Here is a 16,795-nt window from a genome sequence, read left to right on the forward strand (position 1 = left end):
CTCACTATGAAAGGAACGACCGTAATGACTGTCTCTCTTAAAAAAATACTAACCTTGAGCGCAATTGGGCTGAGTTTATCCGCTTTTGCACAGGCAAAAACAGAACTGACAATGTACTACCCCGTGTCTGTTGGTGGTGCGTTAACAAAAGTAGTCGACTCCATGGTCGCAGACTTTGAAAAACAAAACCCTGATGTGGATGTCAATGCCATCTATGCAGGTAATTACAATGACGCTCGAGTTAAGGCTTTGGCGGCACTAAACAGCGGCAAACCAGCACAACTCTCTGTCATGTTTTCAATTGACGTACACGAACTGATGGACCTAGATGCCATCGTTCCATTCGATGAAGTGGTATCCACTGAAGCTGATCGCACTTGGCTGAAAAGCTTTTATCCCGCTTTAATGGAAAACGGTGTAGTGAAAGGTAAAACTTACGGCATCCCATTTCAACGCTCGACAATTGTCATGTATTACAACAAAGACCTGTTTCGTGCGGCCGGGTTAGACCCACAGAAAGCACCATCTTCATGGGATGAGTTAGTGAATATGGGGAAAAAGCTGACTAAAACCGATAGCAACGGACACACGAATCAATGGGGCGTGATGATACCGTCAACAGGTTACCCTTACTGGATGTTTGGTGCCATGACCAAGCAAAAAGGCATGAAGTTAATGAATCAAGAAGGTAACAAAACCTACTTTGACGACCAAAATGCCATTGCAGCGCTTAACTTCTGGAAAGATTTGGGACAAACACATCAGATCATGCCAAAAGGAATGATTGAATGGGGAACGCTACGTCAAAACTTTTTAGAGCAAAAAACCGCCATGATGTGGCATTCAACTGGTAACCTTACCGCCGTTAAAAACAACGCTAAGTTTGACTTTGGCGTGGCCATGTTACCCGCAGAGAAAGAGTTTGGTTCTCCAACTGGTGGCGGTAATTTTTACCTATTTAAAAATTCAACAGCAGAAGAAAAACAAGCGGCCTTGAAATTAGTTAAGTTTATGACGTCACCAAAACAAGCCGCTAAATGGAGCATCGAAACGGGTTACATGGGCGTCAGCCAAGCGTCCTATAAAACACCAGAGCTAGCCGACTATGTGCAAACCTTCCCCCCCGCCGCCGTTGCGCGTGATCAACTCAAATTTGCCACCGCCGAACTGTCAACACACCAATCCGGTCGTGTTCGTAAACTGTTAGATGATGCTATTCAAGCGGTTTTAAATGATCAAGAAACGGCCGAAGGAGCCTTAACAAAAGCACAAAAACAAGCGGATCGCATTTTATCTCGCTACCGTTAAACCACGACTTTTGTCATAACATCATGGGGCTGTGTTCAGCCCCATATTGAGAGAACGATGATCAAATCACATAAAACACAAGCCTGGCTGCTTCTAACTCCAGCCCTTATTTTGCTTTTCACATTTACCTACCTCCCTATTGCGACGACCTTTGTCCGTAGTCTATTTGGCTACGGCGTTCAAATGGGCTCTCAAGCAAGTAGTGAAAACTACGTGCGTTTAATAGAAGACGAAGTCTTTTGGCAAGTATTGAAAAACAGCCTTTGGTACGCCCTCGTCACCGTCCCGGTATCGATCGTACTCGCGCTTAGCATGGCCATGTGGGTTAATTCAAAGTTGGCGGGCAAAAGCGTTCTTAGACTGTCTTTTTTCACACCGACTATTTTACCAATGATTTCGGTCGCCAATATTTGGTTACTTTTTTACAGTCCTGAAATAGGTTTATTTAATAACGTCCTTGAACAATTTGGTCTCTCTGGCATTAATTGGCTCGGTAACCCTGACACCGCACTGCCAAGCCTTATGGCAATGACCATTTGGAAAGAAGCAGGCTTTTTTATGATTTTCTACCTAGCCGCGTTGCAAACACTCTCACCAGATTTGTACAACGCCGCAAAAACGGAAAATGCCTCGCCCTTATATATGTTTAGAAGAATCACCTTTCCATTACTGATGCCAACGACCTTGTTTGTCTTTGTAAACGCCCTATTGAATTCCTTTAAACTCGTCGATCATTTGTTTATTTTGACCAAAGGCGGCCCAAATAACGCCACTAACTTATTGCTCTATTACATTTACGAAAACGCCTTTTCTTTCTTTGATACCGCCTATGCCTCGTCTTTAACCGTCATATTACTTGGCCTACTCATACTCATGGCACTCATCCAATTTGGAATAATAGAGCGCCGCGTTCACTATCACTAAGCAACAGGTTTTAATTAGACTGAGATGACACGATGAAAACGCTTTTTACAGGACTTTCTAACACTCTCGCCTGGCTACTCGCGCTTGCGTGGATCTTTCCATTGCTCTATGCCTTTTGGGCGGCCTTCCACAGTGCCGAGTACACCACACACTTTTCCCTATTTGCGCCCATTGAATTAAGCAACTTTTACACAGCATGGCAGCAGGCGCCTTTCTTACACTACATGGTGAACACCTTTGCTATTACGACCTTGACGCTCATCAGCCAATTAATCGTCTGTACCTTGGCCGCGTATGCCCTAGCACGAATTCCTTTTCGTGGGCGTGCCGTGGTGTTTAGTTTCGTTATTATGCAATTGATGGTAGCGCCAGAAATCCTCATCGTAGAGAATTATCAAACACTCGCCTACTTTGGAATGATTGATAGCTATGCCGCTGTAGCATTGCCTTACATCGCCAGCGCCTTTGGTATTTTTTTGCTACGCCAAAGTTTTAAAACCGTCCCATTGGACCTTGAAAACGCCGCTAAGTTGGAAGGTTGCAACCTCTTGCAAATTATTTGGAAAGTCTATGTTCCGTTGGCCAAACCCACTTATCTAGCCTACGCCTTAGTATCAATCAGCACGCATTGGAACAATTTCTTATGGCCATTGGTCGCTACAAACACAGAAAACAGCCGACCACTTACCGTTGGTCTTTCCATTTTTGGCGCCCCCGAATCCGGCGTCAATTGGGCCATCATCTGCGCCGGAACATTAATCTCCATTGCGCCTCTTTTAGTTATGTTTATTGTCTTTCAAAAACAATTTATTCAATCCTTTATGCACGCCGGTATTAAATAAAAATAAGTCATAAATAAGGAACCATTAAAAAGGAGCATAAAAGCGGAAACAATAAAGGGGGGCGTAAAAAGAAGACGCCCCTTTTTGCTTTAGTCAACAGTAAATCGTTTTTTTTATACACTCAGCCCGATAAAACGCTCAATGCGTCGTTAACCAAGCCAATCACTCCTCTAATTTAAGAATCGCTTCTAACTCTTTATAATCATCCAGTTCCATAAGCAATCGAGTCTTTTCACTTTTGGCAATTTTGAGCCAGCTTTCGCCCTCTAACGCCCCCACCAAGGCATACAAAAAATTCAAACTGGGATTCACACGACTTTCTTTTTTTAAACGGATAAACGCCCGCACCGCACCAAGAGCCCTAAGTTCTTCAACTGTAGTTATGCCAACCTCAATCAATAACGCTTCGGACTTAGGCCCCAAACCCTGTAAGTCTCTTAATCTACTCAACTTCTCTCAGCTCCTCGTTACGCATATAAAACGGCAAAAACCAGTTGGCTCAGACTATTTTTAATTCCTCTTCTTCTACAGTAGCAAGCGTTCTACCTTTATCATCTTTCCATTCCTTTAAACCATTAGCACTGCGCCCCATGATGACAGCAGCGGCACTGGATGGACTGCTAAACAAATAGTCCTGTTCGAAAACAAACGACTCGCCTTTAGTGACAATAACGCCGCCTTCGATAAGTTCATCACGAATCAATTGGGCCCATTTGGGAAAAGACGGCACGGTATCTTTGGTCACTTCAGAGCCAGCGAACACCACAAAACCATCCGCTACTCGCTTGCCTCGACCATTGGCACCACGAGCACCTTTTACATAAAAACAATCGTCGACTTGAAATTGGTCATCGTTGTGTCGAACAAGCGGCTCAAACACTCGAAAACCCATGGTATTCACAAGGACTTGAAGGTACCCAATAAACTCTTCCATTTCCGCTTGGTCGGACTCAGAAATAGCGCTGCGTGTGGGCGTGTTGTCGTTCACCAAATCATAACGACCTGCTTGCTTTGCGATCTCAAACAATCGGGATTCAAGGTATTTGATATGAGCTTTATTAAGATTGTCGTCTTTACTAATAAAGACCACCGCCTCATTCCAGAAGTCTTTTTTCAATTCATGGACAGCCAGACGCTTCGCCACATTTTCGGTTTCGCCAATATAGACTTTGGGGTTCGAGGTAGAAGACTCCGCTTTGCCAAAAAGCAGATACACCGAGGTACTTTTCAAATCCGCTCTGTCGGTACAATCTTTCACCTTGCCTCGCGGAATACGATAAGCCTTGCCATTCCAATTGGACAACTCGCACATCATGCGACCTTCTGGATCAGCATCCATTAAGAAAAGCTTTATCGTTTTTGCGTATTGCTTGTTGTACATCTCACATTCCCTGATAAAAAGGCGTTAAGTCTAGACTTTAAGATACAAAGTTATAACCTGCTTAATAACGAATTACTTGCAAATACTAACTCATGTAGCTAAGATTCGCGCATCTCATCTACCATGTGTAGAAGGAGTTACGACACCGTCCTCGCAAGAGGGCGAGGTCAGCTTTTCTTAGTTATTTCCTAATACATTATCTTTATTTCGTTCCCAACGTTTATTGTATTTTCTTCTTTCATGTTCACGCTCAACGTAAAATGCAGTCCAAGGCAAGATATAGTCGCCTCTATCATCTAGCACAACTAAATATCCTTCTTGCTCATACCAAATATGAATGCGCTTATTTTTACCTTTAGGTTCAGCCCACATTTTTAAAGATAAATGTTGATCGTTTTCAATAATTGGCTTTGGCCAACGAATGCTCCAGATTCAGTTATTCCGCTTGTCGCTCACTAATCTAGGCATAGATCATATGTATATTAATCGACATCATGAAATCAGCGCGCAGAAATAACTTACCAGACACAACTTTAATCCAGAATCCATTAAATACTATTGCTAAATAATTTTAGCTTTCTAACTTCAATAGTTTAAGTATTTCTTCGGGCTTATCCCAATCTCCATTAGCAAACCAAATAGGTGTTATTCCATGACTTGCTAAATGCCGATCTCTTAACAACCTTTCAGCTTCATCATCGGGAGCAACTACAATAGCAAAATGATCAGGTATTAGAGCTGGGGCAAAGCTATAAGTTTCTTTGAGAACATCCAAATAACGATCTGAAATTAAGCTACAGCCAACAAATAAGACTGTAAAACTGCCAAAAATTCTCTGTAGTGTTCGTGGAATTGGAAATGAATAATCTACTTTTCCTTCACCATAACCTTTGTCATATTCATTTTTAGTTAAAACCCTATCTCTCGGTTCATCAATATTTCCATGTAATTTGAGCAAGTATTTTTCATTCCTATAAATCGCCTTTAAAAAACGACCAGTATCATCTTTTCCTACAACCTTTTCGTCAAATGGCATAGATTCATGGTGACAATGATCAAGAACCCTATCGAAATTTGTCGTTATATAACATTCATTAAATAGGCCAGCCAACTCAGAAGAAGGACTTAAAGCAGGAGTAATACGCCCACCTTCAAAGTTTGATCGAAAATCGCGAGTAAATAAATCAATTCCAAGAGCTACAACAACTTCATCCATTAAGTTCTCATGATCACCAACTTTTAAGCGCTCTGCTATATCAGTTTTTAATCCCGCATTTAGTGCTTCCTGCTCAATGTACTCAGACCAAGATGGACATCCAGAAGCAACTGAAAAACCTGCACCTACAAATGGAATAACAGTTGCTTTATGTTTAACTAAATTTAGTAATCTGTCATATGCAGCTAGATTTCCGGGAAACTCTTCAGTATTTAAAATTTGGTTCCGTCTATTCTCAAGATCGTCTCTTACAATATTTCGATATACAGGTAAGTCTGCAGAAAACAAAACAGCACTTATTGGAGAAATACTCTGCACTTCTCCATCAGGTTTTCTGAGAAGTAATTCATAACCTTCAATATCACCATCATCTAATCGATCATTCACATCTTTATTCTTAAAGAACTCTTTAACTTCTTCTGCATGCTCAAAAGAGCCATTTATGAGCCTTTTTAAATCCATTAGATAAGCCCTCTATTTACAACTTCATCGGCCAATCTAATTTTAATCATTTGAGCATCTAAACATCTTAATTTAAGTTCATCACACGTCTTAATCAATAAATCAACCATAACTACAATTGCTCTTTGTGTTTCACGGGAGCGAGGCAGCTTAATTGGTATCGATTCAACTATACTTTTACTTATTTTCGGCATTGTTCCAGATGTTCCAGTCATTCTGCTCCATAGAAATTCACGCGTATTAGGAGCACTAAGAGTAAGTGACAAAAAACTAGGTTCAATAAGCTCATTAGCTCTTATTTTCATCATCAAATCGGGATAAATATAGCCAATACATTCTTTCTTAATAATTATATTAGAACCAACAAAATTAGATGAATTTCCTCTCTGGATTAAAATGTCGTCAGGTTTTAACCATAAATGCGAATCACTTGATATATTTTCATCAATAAACTTACTTTCTTCGACATTCAGCTCTCCATAAGACGTTGCCCCAAGTTTTAAAACTTTAAGCTCCGTCTCATAACTAACTTCTTTAGCTGAAAAACCATTTTTGGGACCAAATGCAAGAAGATCTTTTAATTTAACATTAACGACTTCCCCGAACGGCACTAGATTTCCCATAACGGCTAGTTGCATGATAGTTTGTTTTAGCTGGTCGATGCTTTGTTCTGTGGTGAATAAAGAGTCGAAATGGCCGCTGATGCGCGTCCAGTTTTCTGCTAACTCTTCGGCATTCTGGCTATTCACTAGAGTGTCTAGCAAGACAGTCACTAAGGTTTGGTGAGCATCAAGGCTGAAGTCCGTTTGCTCTTCCAGCTGATCACAAAGCGCCATCAACTCATCAACTTTCTCGACGATTAAATTCTGTTGTATTTCACTACATAAAGGCACAAGAGCTAAACGGGCTTTATCTGTTCCCATCCTAGGTAGATTCATTCCATGGGTTGATTCATTTGCATACAAAATAAAACGAGGAGATTTCATTACCAATCTAAGATAACTGGGAAGTAAATGCTTATAACCTCGAACAGGTATCATTTCAGTAGTACAAACACCCTGTTCATCTGCAACAATGACTTTATCTAAATAAGGCCTTAGTTTTCCATAAATAACATCACCGCTTTTGAAAACGTTTTTTGAGCTTTTAAATTGGCGTTCAGAAAAGCGCACTACTTTTAGCAGTCTTGATGTCTCTTTTTCAACATCTTCAAGCTCCAATACCCAAGTACTTGCAGTAACATCATTTGCTTCCGCTTTATCGCATTCACCGTAATTAGTCACATCACCCAAACGACACCATTCCCACCCTTCCAGCAATTCAAACGGTTTTTCCTCTTCGCTAATCTCTGGCAGTTTTTTCGGCTTTTTGATTTTACCTTCTTTGACTAGCTGAGCTTTTTCTTGGGCGATACGTTCTAGCAAAATAGAGGCAGGTTCGTCATTCGGGTTTTGTGGGACCAGCTTGCCACGCACGGCGAGCTCTAGAATCAGCTCACGCAGTTTCTTGATGCCGTAGAGTTCTATTTTTTTGTTTGAGCCTCGGCCAGAGCTGGATCTGCGTTTGATGGCGCTGCTCCAAATGTCGATGTGCTCGGTGATCAAGCCTTCTATCGGACTGGTATCTGTTGTTTGGGCGTTCACCGGCATTACTTCTCTCCACCCGCAGTCGCGTCAGACGAGCTTAACGCCGCGCCGAGTATGTCTTTTAGCTGGTTGCGTAATGCAGTGATGTCGTCTTGTTGTGCTTGGAAAGTGGCCAGCAATTCTTCTGGATCGTGGCTTTCTGCCGCTTCTTTATAGGGGTTTTTAATGTCTAAATTGAAGTTACGGGCGATGATCTCGTCGATAGAGACTTTCCACGCGTTGTTGGTTTCGACTCGGCTAGCAAAGCCGTCCGCTTCGTCGCCCCACCAGTCGATCTCGGTTTGAAATTCTTCAAACTTCATTGGCTTGGTTTTGTTGTAGTTTTTCACGCCATCTGGATACGGATGCTCATAGAACCACACGTCTTTCGTCGGTTGGCCTTTGGTGAAAAACAAAATATTGGTTTTAATGCCCGTATAAGGGTTAAACACGCCATTTGGTAAACGCACGATGGTGTGTAGGTTGCATTCTTCGGTGAGCATTTTTTTGATTTTGGTTTTTACGCCTTCGCCAAACAAGGTACCATCGGGTAAAACCACACCTGCTCTACCGCCAGATTTGCTATCAGTTGGTTTAGACAGTACTTCGATAATCAGTTGTAGAAATAAATCCGCTGTCTCGCGGGTTTGCATGTCCGCTGGAAAGTTCTTTTCGATGCCGTCTTCTTCTGTGCCGCCGAACGGAGGATTGGTAGCAATCACATCGATGTTGCTGTCCCAGCTCGACAGCGGTTTGTTCAAGGTATTGCCATGGCGGATTTGCACGGGTACTTCGATGCCATGCAACATCATATTGGTGATGCACAATAAATGCGGCAGCTGCTTTTTCTCAACGCCGTGAATTTGCTTTTGTAGGGTTTGATGATCGTCCGTGGTGTGCACATAACGCGCTTTCACATGATCGAAAGAACAGGCCAAAAAGCCACCGGTTCCTGTAGCTGGGTCCATAATGGTTTCGCCCAGCTTTGGATCAAGACGATCAACAATAAAACGCGTAACAGCCCGCGGCGTATAGAATTCCCCTGCGTTACCGGCACTTTGTAAATCTCGCAGAATTTGCTCGTAAATATCGCCAAATAGATGACGCTCTTTAGAATCAGTAAAGTCAATTTCGTTAAGCTTGTTAATTACTTGGCGCAGCAGCGTGCCGTTTTTCATGTAGTTAAAAGCGTCGCTAAAGGCTTCTTTCACCACAAAACCACGTGGGTTTAGGTCGATAGGCGCGGTGAGGTTTTTTAGATCATAGAATAAATCGTCGTTAACGAAATCGAGCAACTCGTCGCCCGTTATGCCTTCGGGATCGGCGGCCCAGTTGTGCCATAAATACTCTTCAGGAATTGGCGCTTTGTAGGAGCCTTCTAGTTCAAACGCAAGTTCTTCTTCTTGGGCATCGAATACTTTAAGAAACAGCAACCAAGACATTTGACCAAGGCGCTGAGCATCGCCATCGACACCGGCGTCTTTGCGCATGATGTCTTGAATGGATTTTATTGCAGAACTAATAGACATGGATTTTCTCTTAATAAAGCGTTTTGTAAAAAGTACGGGCGCTGAATGGTGAGCGCCCGTGTAATAGCATGTTTCTAATGATATAAAGCGGATCAAGTCACGTTATATTAGTATGAACGCTAAGCCGATTTGGGTGTGTCTGATTGGTAAATCTCACTTTCAAGCTCTCTGATCGCTTCGTCATATTGTGGTTTGCCACCAAAACCTTTTTTCACAATTTCATTCGGGCGACCAATTTGGTCAAATGGCGTCACTTTGAGCACTTGAATGTTTTCGATTTCTTGTACACCAATGTCGGCGTACTTATCTAGCAACTGACTAAGCACTTGCTGAGCCGTTTCGCCATACTTAACAAAGTAATTGCGTTTTTTTACCTTGTCGGCACGTTCGCGTCGCGTCAGCGGTGGCCTATCATAAACCACATGACAGATCAGATCGAATGGATCTAGCCCTTTTCCAACTTCCTCTTCTAACGCTTCCCAAATAATGCCCTGCTCTGCCAATTCATCGATGATGACTTGCTTACGCTCTGAGTCTTGCCACTTTTTGGTGAACTCATCGAGGGAGGCAAATTGTTTCGCCATGGTTTTGCGGGCGTAATCTTTGAACGACTCGGTAACCAGCTTGCCGTCTGTATCGTAATATTGAATACGCTCAGCGATGGCTTTCACCTTGACGCCATTCACATAGAACTTGCGGACTTTGTCTTCGTCGTTCCAATCTGTGCTGTCGTCACTGTTATCAAAGGAACCAAAGTCATCACTCATGGTTGAGTTAGACATCTCGTATGGCGCTTCTGGCTCTTGTATGGAGTCAGGATCTATCTCTTCGTCACCAAAAGGATTTTCAATGTCATCCATGCCATCAACGATGTCGTCTAGCGCCTCTTCTGTCTCATAATCACTGGTATGTGTTTGTTTGATTTGCACAGGCTCGCCATCGAATCGCTCGTCGGCAAACAATTCGGTAGCCTTTTTAAAGTCCATAATGGTAAACCAGAGCTTGCCGTATTTTTCATCGATACGAGTGCCACGGCCGATGATTTGCTTGAACTTGGTCATGGATTGAATACCTTGATCCAACACCACCAGCTTACAGGTTTTGGCGTCGACACCTGTGGTCATTAACTCCGAGGTTACCGCTATGACTGGGTAATCTTTTTTCGAGTTGATAAAGTTATCCAACTGGCCTTTGCCTAAATCTTCATCCCCTGTAATTCGCATGACGTATCTATCATCTTTCGCCATTTTTTCTGGATTAAGATTGGCTAACGCACGACGCATACGCTCGGCGTGATCAATATCGTTACAAAATATAATGGTCTTAGACATTGAGCCAATGCGCGTTAAATAATTGGTCACGGTTTGCGCCACCAACTGGGTGCGCTCATCGATGACTAACGTTCGATCCATGTCTTTTTGGTTGTAGATTCGATCCGCTATCACATTGCCTTTTTTATCTATTTGCTCTTTGTAAGGTCGCCAACCTTGTATATCGATATCGATATCGACACGCACAACCTTATAAGGCGCTAAGAAACCATCCTCGATGCCTTGCTTCAAGGAATAGGTGTAAATAGGGTCGCCAAAATATTCGATGTTAGAGACTTCGTCGGTTTCTTTCGGCGTCGCGGTCAAACCGACTTGAGTCGCAGAGCTGAAGTATTCGAGAATCTCTCGCCAAGCACTCTCTTCCGATGCGCTGCCACGATGACACTCGTCGATAATAATCAGATCGAAAAAAATCGGGGTCAACTTGTTTGTAGGCTTTTTGGTCTTCTTCTGGTCCAGTTAAGGCTTGATATAAGGCAAGGTGAACTTCATAAGCAGGATCAACTTTACGACCGGTGATTTTCGTCATGGCCGTGCCAAAAGGCTGGAAATCATTAATTCGAGTTTGGTCTACTAGGATATTACGATCCGCTAAAAAGAGAATACGTTTCTTCGCTCTTGCTTTCCATAACCGCCAAATAATCTGGAAAGCGGTGTAGGTTTTGCCTGTTCCAGTGGCCATGACTAACAATAATCGGTTTTGCCCTTCGGCAATGGCTTCGACGGTTTTGTTAATGGCTTGCAGCTGATAATAACGCGGCGCTTTGCCGGTGCCATCATCATGATAATCTTGTGAGATAACAGGCAGGTTTTCAGTTTTGTAGCCTTTCCATTGGCAGTATTTTTCCCAGAGTTGATGTGGCGTGGGGAAATCTTCAAGGTGAATTTCGGTTTCTAATTGAGACAGGTTGGTTTTATCGTGAAAAATAAAACCATCGCCATTGGAGGCAAACACAAAAGGCACGTCAAGCAAACTGGCGTATCCTAAGGCTTGTTGCATGCCTTTGCCGACTTCGTGCTTGTTAGCTTTTGCCTCAATAACCGCCAGCGGCATGCTTGGCTTATGATAGAGTACGATGTCCGCCGACTTGACAGTTTTACGAGCCGCCACCTGACCGCGAACAATGACCATGCCGTCTTTGAGCTTTACCTCTTGGCGTATCTGCGTCATATCATCCCAACCAACGCTTTTCACAGCGGGCAGAATAAACTTAGTGATGATGTCGGTTTCGGTTAATTTTGCTTTGTTAATGCCTGAGGTCATGTCGCACATCCAATGCCATTATTTTTAACTCCCCAATATAGCGAAAGTTTTCTCTAAAACCGAGAAAATAATAAAATGTTTTTACTGCGCATTCTACTTGCTGTTACTTAAACCTACTTACATTAAACAATGGAGAATTCATTGAACTTCAAGTAAGAAAATAACTTAACTGTTCACCTAACTACCAATCGATCGTATTTTTTGTCATTCTGTGTCTGGAATAGGCTAGCTAGATTTATAAAGGAGTATGCACTATGAGCTACAAAAGTAGAAAAACACCCGCTGTCTATACAGAGGAGTCTGAGGGTAATGTGACATCAAATGTTCGCCCTGATTCTTTCTACATTACTAGAGAAGAAAGCATATCAGATAAAAAAATAAGAGAACTCAAAGAAGAATTAGACGAGATACTGCAAGAACTTGAATTAGGGTCAAATACGGCACAAGCTTGGAATCATGTAGAGTTTAAGCTTGTAGAACGCTTACATGACATCTGGAAAAATGCGTTAACTGTCCATTTATATAGTCGCAGGCTCTATGGAGATAAACCAAATGAAGCGTATTCTGTAATGGTTGGTTTAGGAAGCACTATGGCTCAGGAGGATTTATTTAATGGTATTTTAAAGGTAACCGTTAAAGTCGCCTTGTTTCTGCCGAATGAATTTATTGAGATTAACCTTTTTCGATCGATTGATCCTTTATAAAGAAAACAAGATAAAAGTGGGGGAGATGGCCAAAACAGGCCTCCCCTTTTAATAAGCCGTTAACCCTTAGACAAACTGCCCTGCGGCGTAGCCACTGGCCCACGCCCATTGGAAGTTGTAACCGCCAAGCCAGCCTGTTACATCCAATACTTCACCAATAAAATACAAGCCCGGTACGGTTTTGACTTCAAAGGTTTTGGAGGAAACAGATTCAGTATCAACGCCTCCTAGGGTGACTTCGGCTGTACGGTACCCTTCTGTACCGTTGGGTTTGATGATCCAGTTACTTAGCTGTTCGGAGATGCTGTCTATTTTTGCATTACTTAAGTCGCTAAACGGGCCCTGCCAGTGGTTTTCTTCCACTAATACTTGCGCCAAGCGTTTTGGAATCTGCTTTGTTAGCCATTTTTCCAGTGTGGCTTTAGGGGCATCTTGGCGTAATTGTGTTAGCTCTGCTTTAATGTCTTGCTGTGGCATTAAATTGATTGATAAAGGGTGACCGGGAGTCCAAAAATTTGAAATTTGCAGTATCGCTGGGCCGCTTAACCCTCTATGGGTAAATAACATAGGTTCGGTAAATTGCGTATCGTCAAAAGCAGTCGTTACGTCACTGCTGACACCTGAAAGCTCGGCAAAACGTTCTTTGTCGCTTGGTTGCAAGGTCAATGGGACTAGACCCGCGCGAGTTGGTAAGACATTTAAGCCAAACTGCTCCGCCACTTGATAACCAAAGCCTGTGGCGCCCATTGTAGGAATGGACAATCCTCCACAGGCAATCACTAAAGAATCGCATTCGATAACGCCTGAAGAAGTATGAATCTGTTTGACCGATTTAGCGCCATCCTGTTCTACTTGACTGTCCTTCAACACATCCTCAATCTTATCGATAACCGTATTCAGCTGAATGGTGACACCGGCCCATTCGCACTCAGTCAATAAAATCGCCAATAAATCTTTAGCTGAATGTTCACAGAAAAGCTGCCCAGGTGTTTTTTCCACATAGTTCAAACCATGCCGATCAACTAGATCAACGAAATCTTGCGGTGAATAACGTCTAAGTGCGGAAATACAAAAATGCGAATTAGTCGATAAAAAGTGCTTTGGAGAAGCATCCATATTGGTGAAGTTGCAACGCCCTCCTCCAGACATGAGAATTTTTTTACCCGCCTTGTTTGCGTGATCTAAAACCAAAACCGATTTCCCACGGTAGCCCGCCGTGGCGGCACACATTAATCCGGAAGCACCAGCACCAATAATTACTACATCAACTTTATTCACAGTCATTCACATCAAAAAAATAAGATCACATTATAAACCGTTGAAGCGGTGTAAAAAAAACGGTTTTTAGGTCTTTTTTTAAAATTAACGACCCACCTTATTAAGGTTTACGACTGTCTTAATTATGTCAAGAATCTTATCAACTTCTTTTTTTGATTTTTTTTACCATCATGACCAAAGTTAGTCATAAAAGATATTGACTTTGATTCTGTCCACAAAAACCGTGAAAAACACTGTGGGAACTGTCATTTTCTCTTTAAAAAACAGAAGGCTACAAGTAAAAAAAGCGTTCATTCGATTTTTTTTGGCAACCATGTCAATAGGACTTGATAAATACTTTACATTCTTTGCCCTGTGTTTTTTCAAATTAATGTATAAAACAAGTCTATTTAACACCGTGTTTTAACTAAATTTCCCACCGCTCGACAAAAACAATCACTTACTCATTTAACTCAACATGCTTAAAAAAACAGCTTGTGGATATCTTTTTCATTGACCACTGTTTTTTTATACAGTACTGTATATGCATACAATAAAAGTTGACCAAGGACACACCATGACCTCTTTGATTAATCGCGCTGTACCCAACAAGATGAAGCACATTATCATCATGTTATTAATAATGGCTCTTTATGCCCCTACTAAAGACTTGATTGAGCTTGTTAGTGATTCATTAAAACAACACACTATTGAACTTACCAATATCTCTTTTGGTGGTGCGTTACCTTGGCAAGAAACGGCCACCAATAGTGCGTTCCAAAGAGTGTCCTCTTCTAATACTTTGAGCATGCCGCAACTCATTTACACCAAGTTAAAATTTTCTAACCCGACGAATAAAACCGTGGTTTATAGGGACATATGGCTGAACTTTGAGCACGAGAACGGAGACCTTGAGTATACGACGGATTACAACTTGTACGACATGACGACTCGCTCTCGGTTAGTAGGACGCTCGATTGAATTAGGTCCGAATAGCTCTATTAGCGTTTTGGCTTCTTATCGCTTTATTCCAAGTTACCCAAATAAAACGCCGATGAGTGTGACGGTGTCTTGGGAGGGTGAAAATCTATTAAGACGATCAGCTTGTGATTACAGTGTCAGCAATACTAACCTGAATTCTTTTTCTAAAACGTGCTTATAGATCGGCCTATCGAGAAGATGGCGTGTTCATCCTTTTTATGTTTAGCCTTTAAAACCTGTTTTGTGTTTCCCCCTTTAAAAGAGAGCGGTACAAATTACGAGTTAAGCTCTCTTTTAATCTAACTATTCAGAACAATGTTTAATCTGCGCAGAATCACGTGACTATTGATCTCTATTTATCGTTTTCTATTGTGTTTCTACTTTAAATAGAAGCACACCCCATACTCTCTTATTTCTGATTTGCTCACTGAGTAAAAACCCAGAGGCGTCATTCGCTTTCAATTAACCTTATCCGGAATGGTTATTCGCTCTATTTTAAGTACTCATTTAAGGACACCTTAAACACAACATCATGTTGTTCTACTCCGCTTTATGACATATGTCCTTAAAAGTAAGATAAATCCCTATACAATGTTGATAAGCGTTATCATTTACCTTATTGTAACGAATAACTTTATAAGGAGAACAAAAAATGAAACCGTCTTCCCTACCTTTTTTTGCAGGAACCATTGTGGCGGCTGCGTTGTTATCGGCATGCAGTCAATCTCAAGTGCAAGAACATGCTCAGTCATCTTCTAGTGATTTAAAAAGTTCTGTCGTTATTCAGTATGCTAATATCGCTGAAGCTGTTTATGAAGACTCTTTGATTACGGCTATTGCATTACGTGACCAGATTACGGTTTTCCTAGCGAACCCAACCGAAGACAATTTAACGAAAGCAAAAGCCGCCTGGGTGGCGGCCCGTGTTCCTTATCAACAAAGTGAAGTTTACCGTTTTGGTAATCCGATCGTTGATGACTGGGAAGGTAAAGTAAACGCATGGCCGCTTGATGAAGGCTTAATCGATTATGTTGATACTGGTTCCTATGGCCAAGAGTCCGATGTAAACGAACTTTATAATGCAAATATCATTGCGAACACATCTCTTAATATTGGTGGTGAAACCCTAGACGTCAGTAAAATCACACCAGAACTAATCGCTGAACATCTACACGAAGCAGACGGTGTTGAAGCCAATGTTGCAAGCGGTTATCACGCAATTGAATTCTTACTTTGGGGTCAAGATTTAAATGGCACCAATAAAGGTGCAGGCGAACGTCCAGCATCAGATTTTGATTTGCAAAATTGCACCAATGGACACTGTGACCGCCGCAGAGATTACTTGTTAGCGGCTACCGATCTATTGATTAGCGATCTTCAAGAAATGTCTGAAAATTGGAAAAAAGCGGGTGCAGCACGAGTCGCTTTACTAGAGCAATCTACTGAACAAGGCTTATCTACCATTCTTACTGGCATGGGCAGCTTGGCTTATGGAGAACTTGGTGGAGAAAGAACAAAATTAGGCTTATTACTCCATGATCCAGAAGAAGAGCATGACTGCTTCTCTGATAATACGCACTACTCTCATTATTATGATGCGAAAGGCATAAAGAATGCTTATTTAGGTGAATACACTCGTGTTGATGGCAGTGTTTTATCTGGTCCGTCTCTGTCAACATTGGTTCAACAAGCTCAGCCTAGTCTTGATGTGACAATGAGAACACGATTAATGGCGACTGAAGCCGCCGCACAAGTAATGGTAGATCAAGCAATGCAAGGCAATACATTTGATGTACTGATTGGCATGAATAACAGCGCTGGCAATAAAATTGTCAATAACTTTATTGATTCGTTAGTGAGTGAAACCCGTACAACAGAAGAAATCATCCGTTTACTTGATCTTGAAGGCATTACACTAGAAGGTTCAGACAGCCTTGATAATCCTGAAAGTGTTTTTTAATTAACAATTAT

At 41.9% G+C, this 16,795-nt stretch carries 13 protein-coding genes and 1 pseudogene; 6 read left to right on the forward strand and 8 right to left on the reverse strand.

Annotated elements, in window-relative coordinates:
* Positions 1-24: 24 nt before the first annotated feature.
* From IEZ33_RS10205 to IEZ33_RS10215, 3 genes are read left to right on the forward strand one after another with little or no spacing between them, the layout of a single operon-like run.
* A complete protein-coding gene (locus IEZ33_RS10205; RefSeq protein ID WP_191599993.1) occupies positions 25-1,308 on the forward strand; it encodes an ABC transporter substrate-binding protein in 1,284 nt (427 codons plus the stop codon).
* A gap of 57 nt (positions 1,309-1,365) precedes the next feature.
* Positions 1,366-2,232, forward strand: coding sequence for a carbohydrate ABC transporter permease (locus tag IEZ33_RS10210; RefSeq protein WP_191599994.1), 867 nt, complete (start codon positions 1,366-1,368; stop codon positions 2,230-2,232).
* A 32-nt stretch (positions 2,233-2,264) separates the two neighbouring features.
* Positions 2,265-3,074 (forward strand): carbohydrate ABC transporter permease, encoded by an 810-nt coding sequence (locus tag IEZ33_RS10215; protein ID WP_191599995.1) that lies wholly within the window; start codon positions 2,265-2,267, stop codon positions 3,072-3,074.
* A 162-nt stretch (positions 3,075-3,236) separates the two neighbouring features.
* Here IEZ33_RS10215 and IEZ33_RS10220 read toward each other — a convergent pair whose 3' ends face one another.
* The 7 genes and pseudogenes from IEZ33_RS10220 to hsdR form a co-directional block, all read right to left on the reverse strand.
* Positions 3,237-3,524: a TfoX/Sxy family protein gene (locus IEZ33_RS10220; RefSeq protein WP_191599996.1), complete on the reverse strand. Its 288-nt coding sequence runs from the start codon at positions 3,522-3,524 to the stop codon at positions 3,237-3,239.
* Between the two features lie 49 nt (positions 3,525-3,573).
* Positions 3,574-4,455 carry a GIY-YIG nuclease family protein gene (locus IEZ33_RS10225; RefSeq protein WP_191599997.1) on the reverse strand — a complete coding sequence of 294 codons (882 nt, stop codon included), beginning with the start codon at positions 4,453-4,455 and terminating at the stop codon, positions 3,574-3,576.
* 177 nt (positions 4,456-4,632) lie between these two features.
* On the reverse strand, positions 4,633-4,827 hold the full coding sequence (locus IEZ33_RS10230; protein WP_206696839.1) for a hypothetical protein: 195 nt from the start codon (positions 4,825-4,827) through the stop codon (positions 4,633-4,635).
* Positions 4,828-5,026: 199 nt separating this feature from the next.
* Positions 5,027-6,133 carry an SIR2 family protein gene (locus IEZ33_RS10235; protein WP_191599998.1) on the reverse strand — a complete coding sequence of 369 codons (1,107 nt, stop codon included), beginning with the start codon at positions 6,131-6,133 and terminating at the stop codon, positions 5,027-5,029.
* Entirely contained in the window at positions 6,133-7,776 is a 1,644-nt protein-coding gene (locus tag IEZ33_RS10240) for a restriction endonuclease subunit S (protein WP_206696840.1), read from the reverse strand. Before IEZ33_RS10240 ends, IEZ33_RS10235 begins: the two co-directional genes overlap by 1 nt.
* Positions 7,777-7,781: 5 nt before the next feature.
* Positions 7,782-9,383 carry an N-6 DNA methylase gene (locus IEZ33_RS10245; RefSeq protein ID WP_240009499.1) on the reverse strand — a complete coding sequence of 534 codons (1,602 nt, stop codon included), beginning with the start codon at positions 9,381-9,383 and terminating at the stop codon, positions 7,782-7,784.
* A 23-nt stretch (positions 9,384-9,406) separates the two neighbouring features.
* Positions 9,407-11,882, reverse strand: a pseudogene (gene hsdR, locus IEZ33_RS10250) (EcoAI/FtnUII family type I restriction enzme subunit R).
* A gap of 254 nt (positions 11,883-12,136) precedes the next feature.
* Between hsdR and IEZ33_RS10255 the strand changes: the two are divergent.
* Positions 12,137-12,586 (forward strand): hypothetical protein, encoded by a 450-nt coding sequence (locus IEZ33_RS10255; protein ID WP_191600000.1) that lies wholly within the window; start codon positions 12,137-12,139, stop codon positions 12,584-12,586.
* Positions 12,587-12,652: 66 nt separating this feature from the next.
* Here IEZ33_RS10255 and IEZ33_RS10260 read toward each other — a convergent pair whose 3' ends face one another.
* Complete coding sequence (locus IEZ33_RS10260; RefSeq protein WP_191600001.1) at positions 12,653-13,870, reverse strand: BaiN/RdsA family NAD(P)/FAD-dependent oxidoreductase; 1,218 nt, start codon at positions 13,868-13,870, stop codon at positions 12,653-12,655.
* Positions 13,871-14,420: 550 nt separating this feature from the next.
* Here IEZ33_RS10260 and IEZ33_RS10265 point away from each other — a divergent pair.
* Together IEZ33_RS10265 and IEZ33_RS10270 are read left to right on the forward strand one after the other, a co-directional pair.
* Entirely contained in the window at positions 14,421-15,005 is a 585-nt protein-coding gene (locus IEZ33_RS10265) for a hypothetical protein (protein ID WP_191600002.1), read from the forward strand.
* Positions 15,006-15,476: 471 nt separating this feature from the next.
* Positions 15,477-16,784 (forward strand): imelysin family protein, encoded by a 1,308-nt coding sequence (locus IEZ33_RS10270; RefSeq protein ID WP_191600003.1) that lies wholly within the window; start codon positions 15,477-15,479, stop codon positions 16,782-16,784.
* The last annotated feature ends 11 nt before the right edge of the window (positions 16,785-16,795 follow it).

The sequence above is a fragment of the Marinomonas algicola genome (assembly GCF_014805825.1).
Lineage (GTDB): Bacteria > Pseudomonadota > Gammaproteobacteria > Pseudomonadales > Marinomonadaceae > Marinomonas > Marinomonas algicola.

Excerpts from the sequence above, each read along its gene's own strand:
- IEZ33_RS10225 (WP_191599997.1), bottom strand. The coding sequence starts at position 4,455 with ATGTACAACAAGCAATACGCAAAAACGATAAAGCTTTTCTTAATGGAT.
- IEZ33_RS10260 (WP_191600001.1), bottom strand. The coding sequence starts at position 13,870 with ATGACTGTGAATAAAGTTGATGTAGTAATTATTGGTGCTGGTGCTTCC.
- IEZ33_RS10205 (WP_191599993.1), top strand. The coding sequence starts at position 25 with ATGACTGTCTCTCTTAAAAAAATACTAACCTTGAGCGCAATTGGGCTG.
- IEZ33_RS10210 (WP_191599994.1), top strand. The coding sequence starts at position 1,366 with ATGATCAAATCACATAAAACACAAGCCTGGCTGCTTCTAACTCCAGCC.
- IEZ33_RS10215 (WP_191599995.1), top strand. The coding sequence starts at position 2,265 with ATGAAAACGCTTTTTACAGGACTTTCTAACACTCTCGCCTGGCTACTC.
- IEZ33_RS10265 (WP_191600002.1), top strand. The coding sequence starts at position 14,421 with ATGACCTCTTTGATTAATCGCGCTGTACCCAACAAGATGAAGCACATT.
- IEZ33_RS10235 (WP_191599998.1), bottom strand. The coding sequence starts at position 6,133 with ATGGATTTAAAAAGGCTCATAAATGGCTCTTTTGAGCATGCAGAAGAA.
- IEZ33_RS10230 (WP_206696839.1), bottom strand. The coding sequence starts at position 4,827 with ATGTGGGCTGAACCTAAAGGTAAAAATAAGCGCATTCATATTTGGTAT.
- IEZ33_RS10255 (WP_191600000.1), top strand. The coding sequence starts at position 12,137 with ATGAGCTACAAAAGTAGAAAAACACCCGCTGTCTATACAGAGGAGTCT.
- IEZ33_RS10270 (WP_191600003.1), top strand. The coding sequence starts at position 15,477 with ATGAAACCGTCTTCCCTACCTTTTTTTGCAGGAACCATTGTGGCGGCT.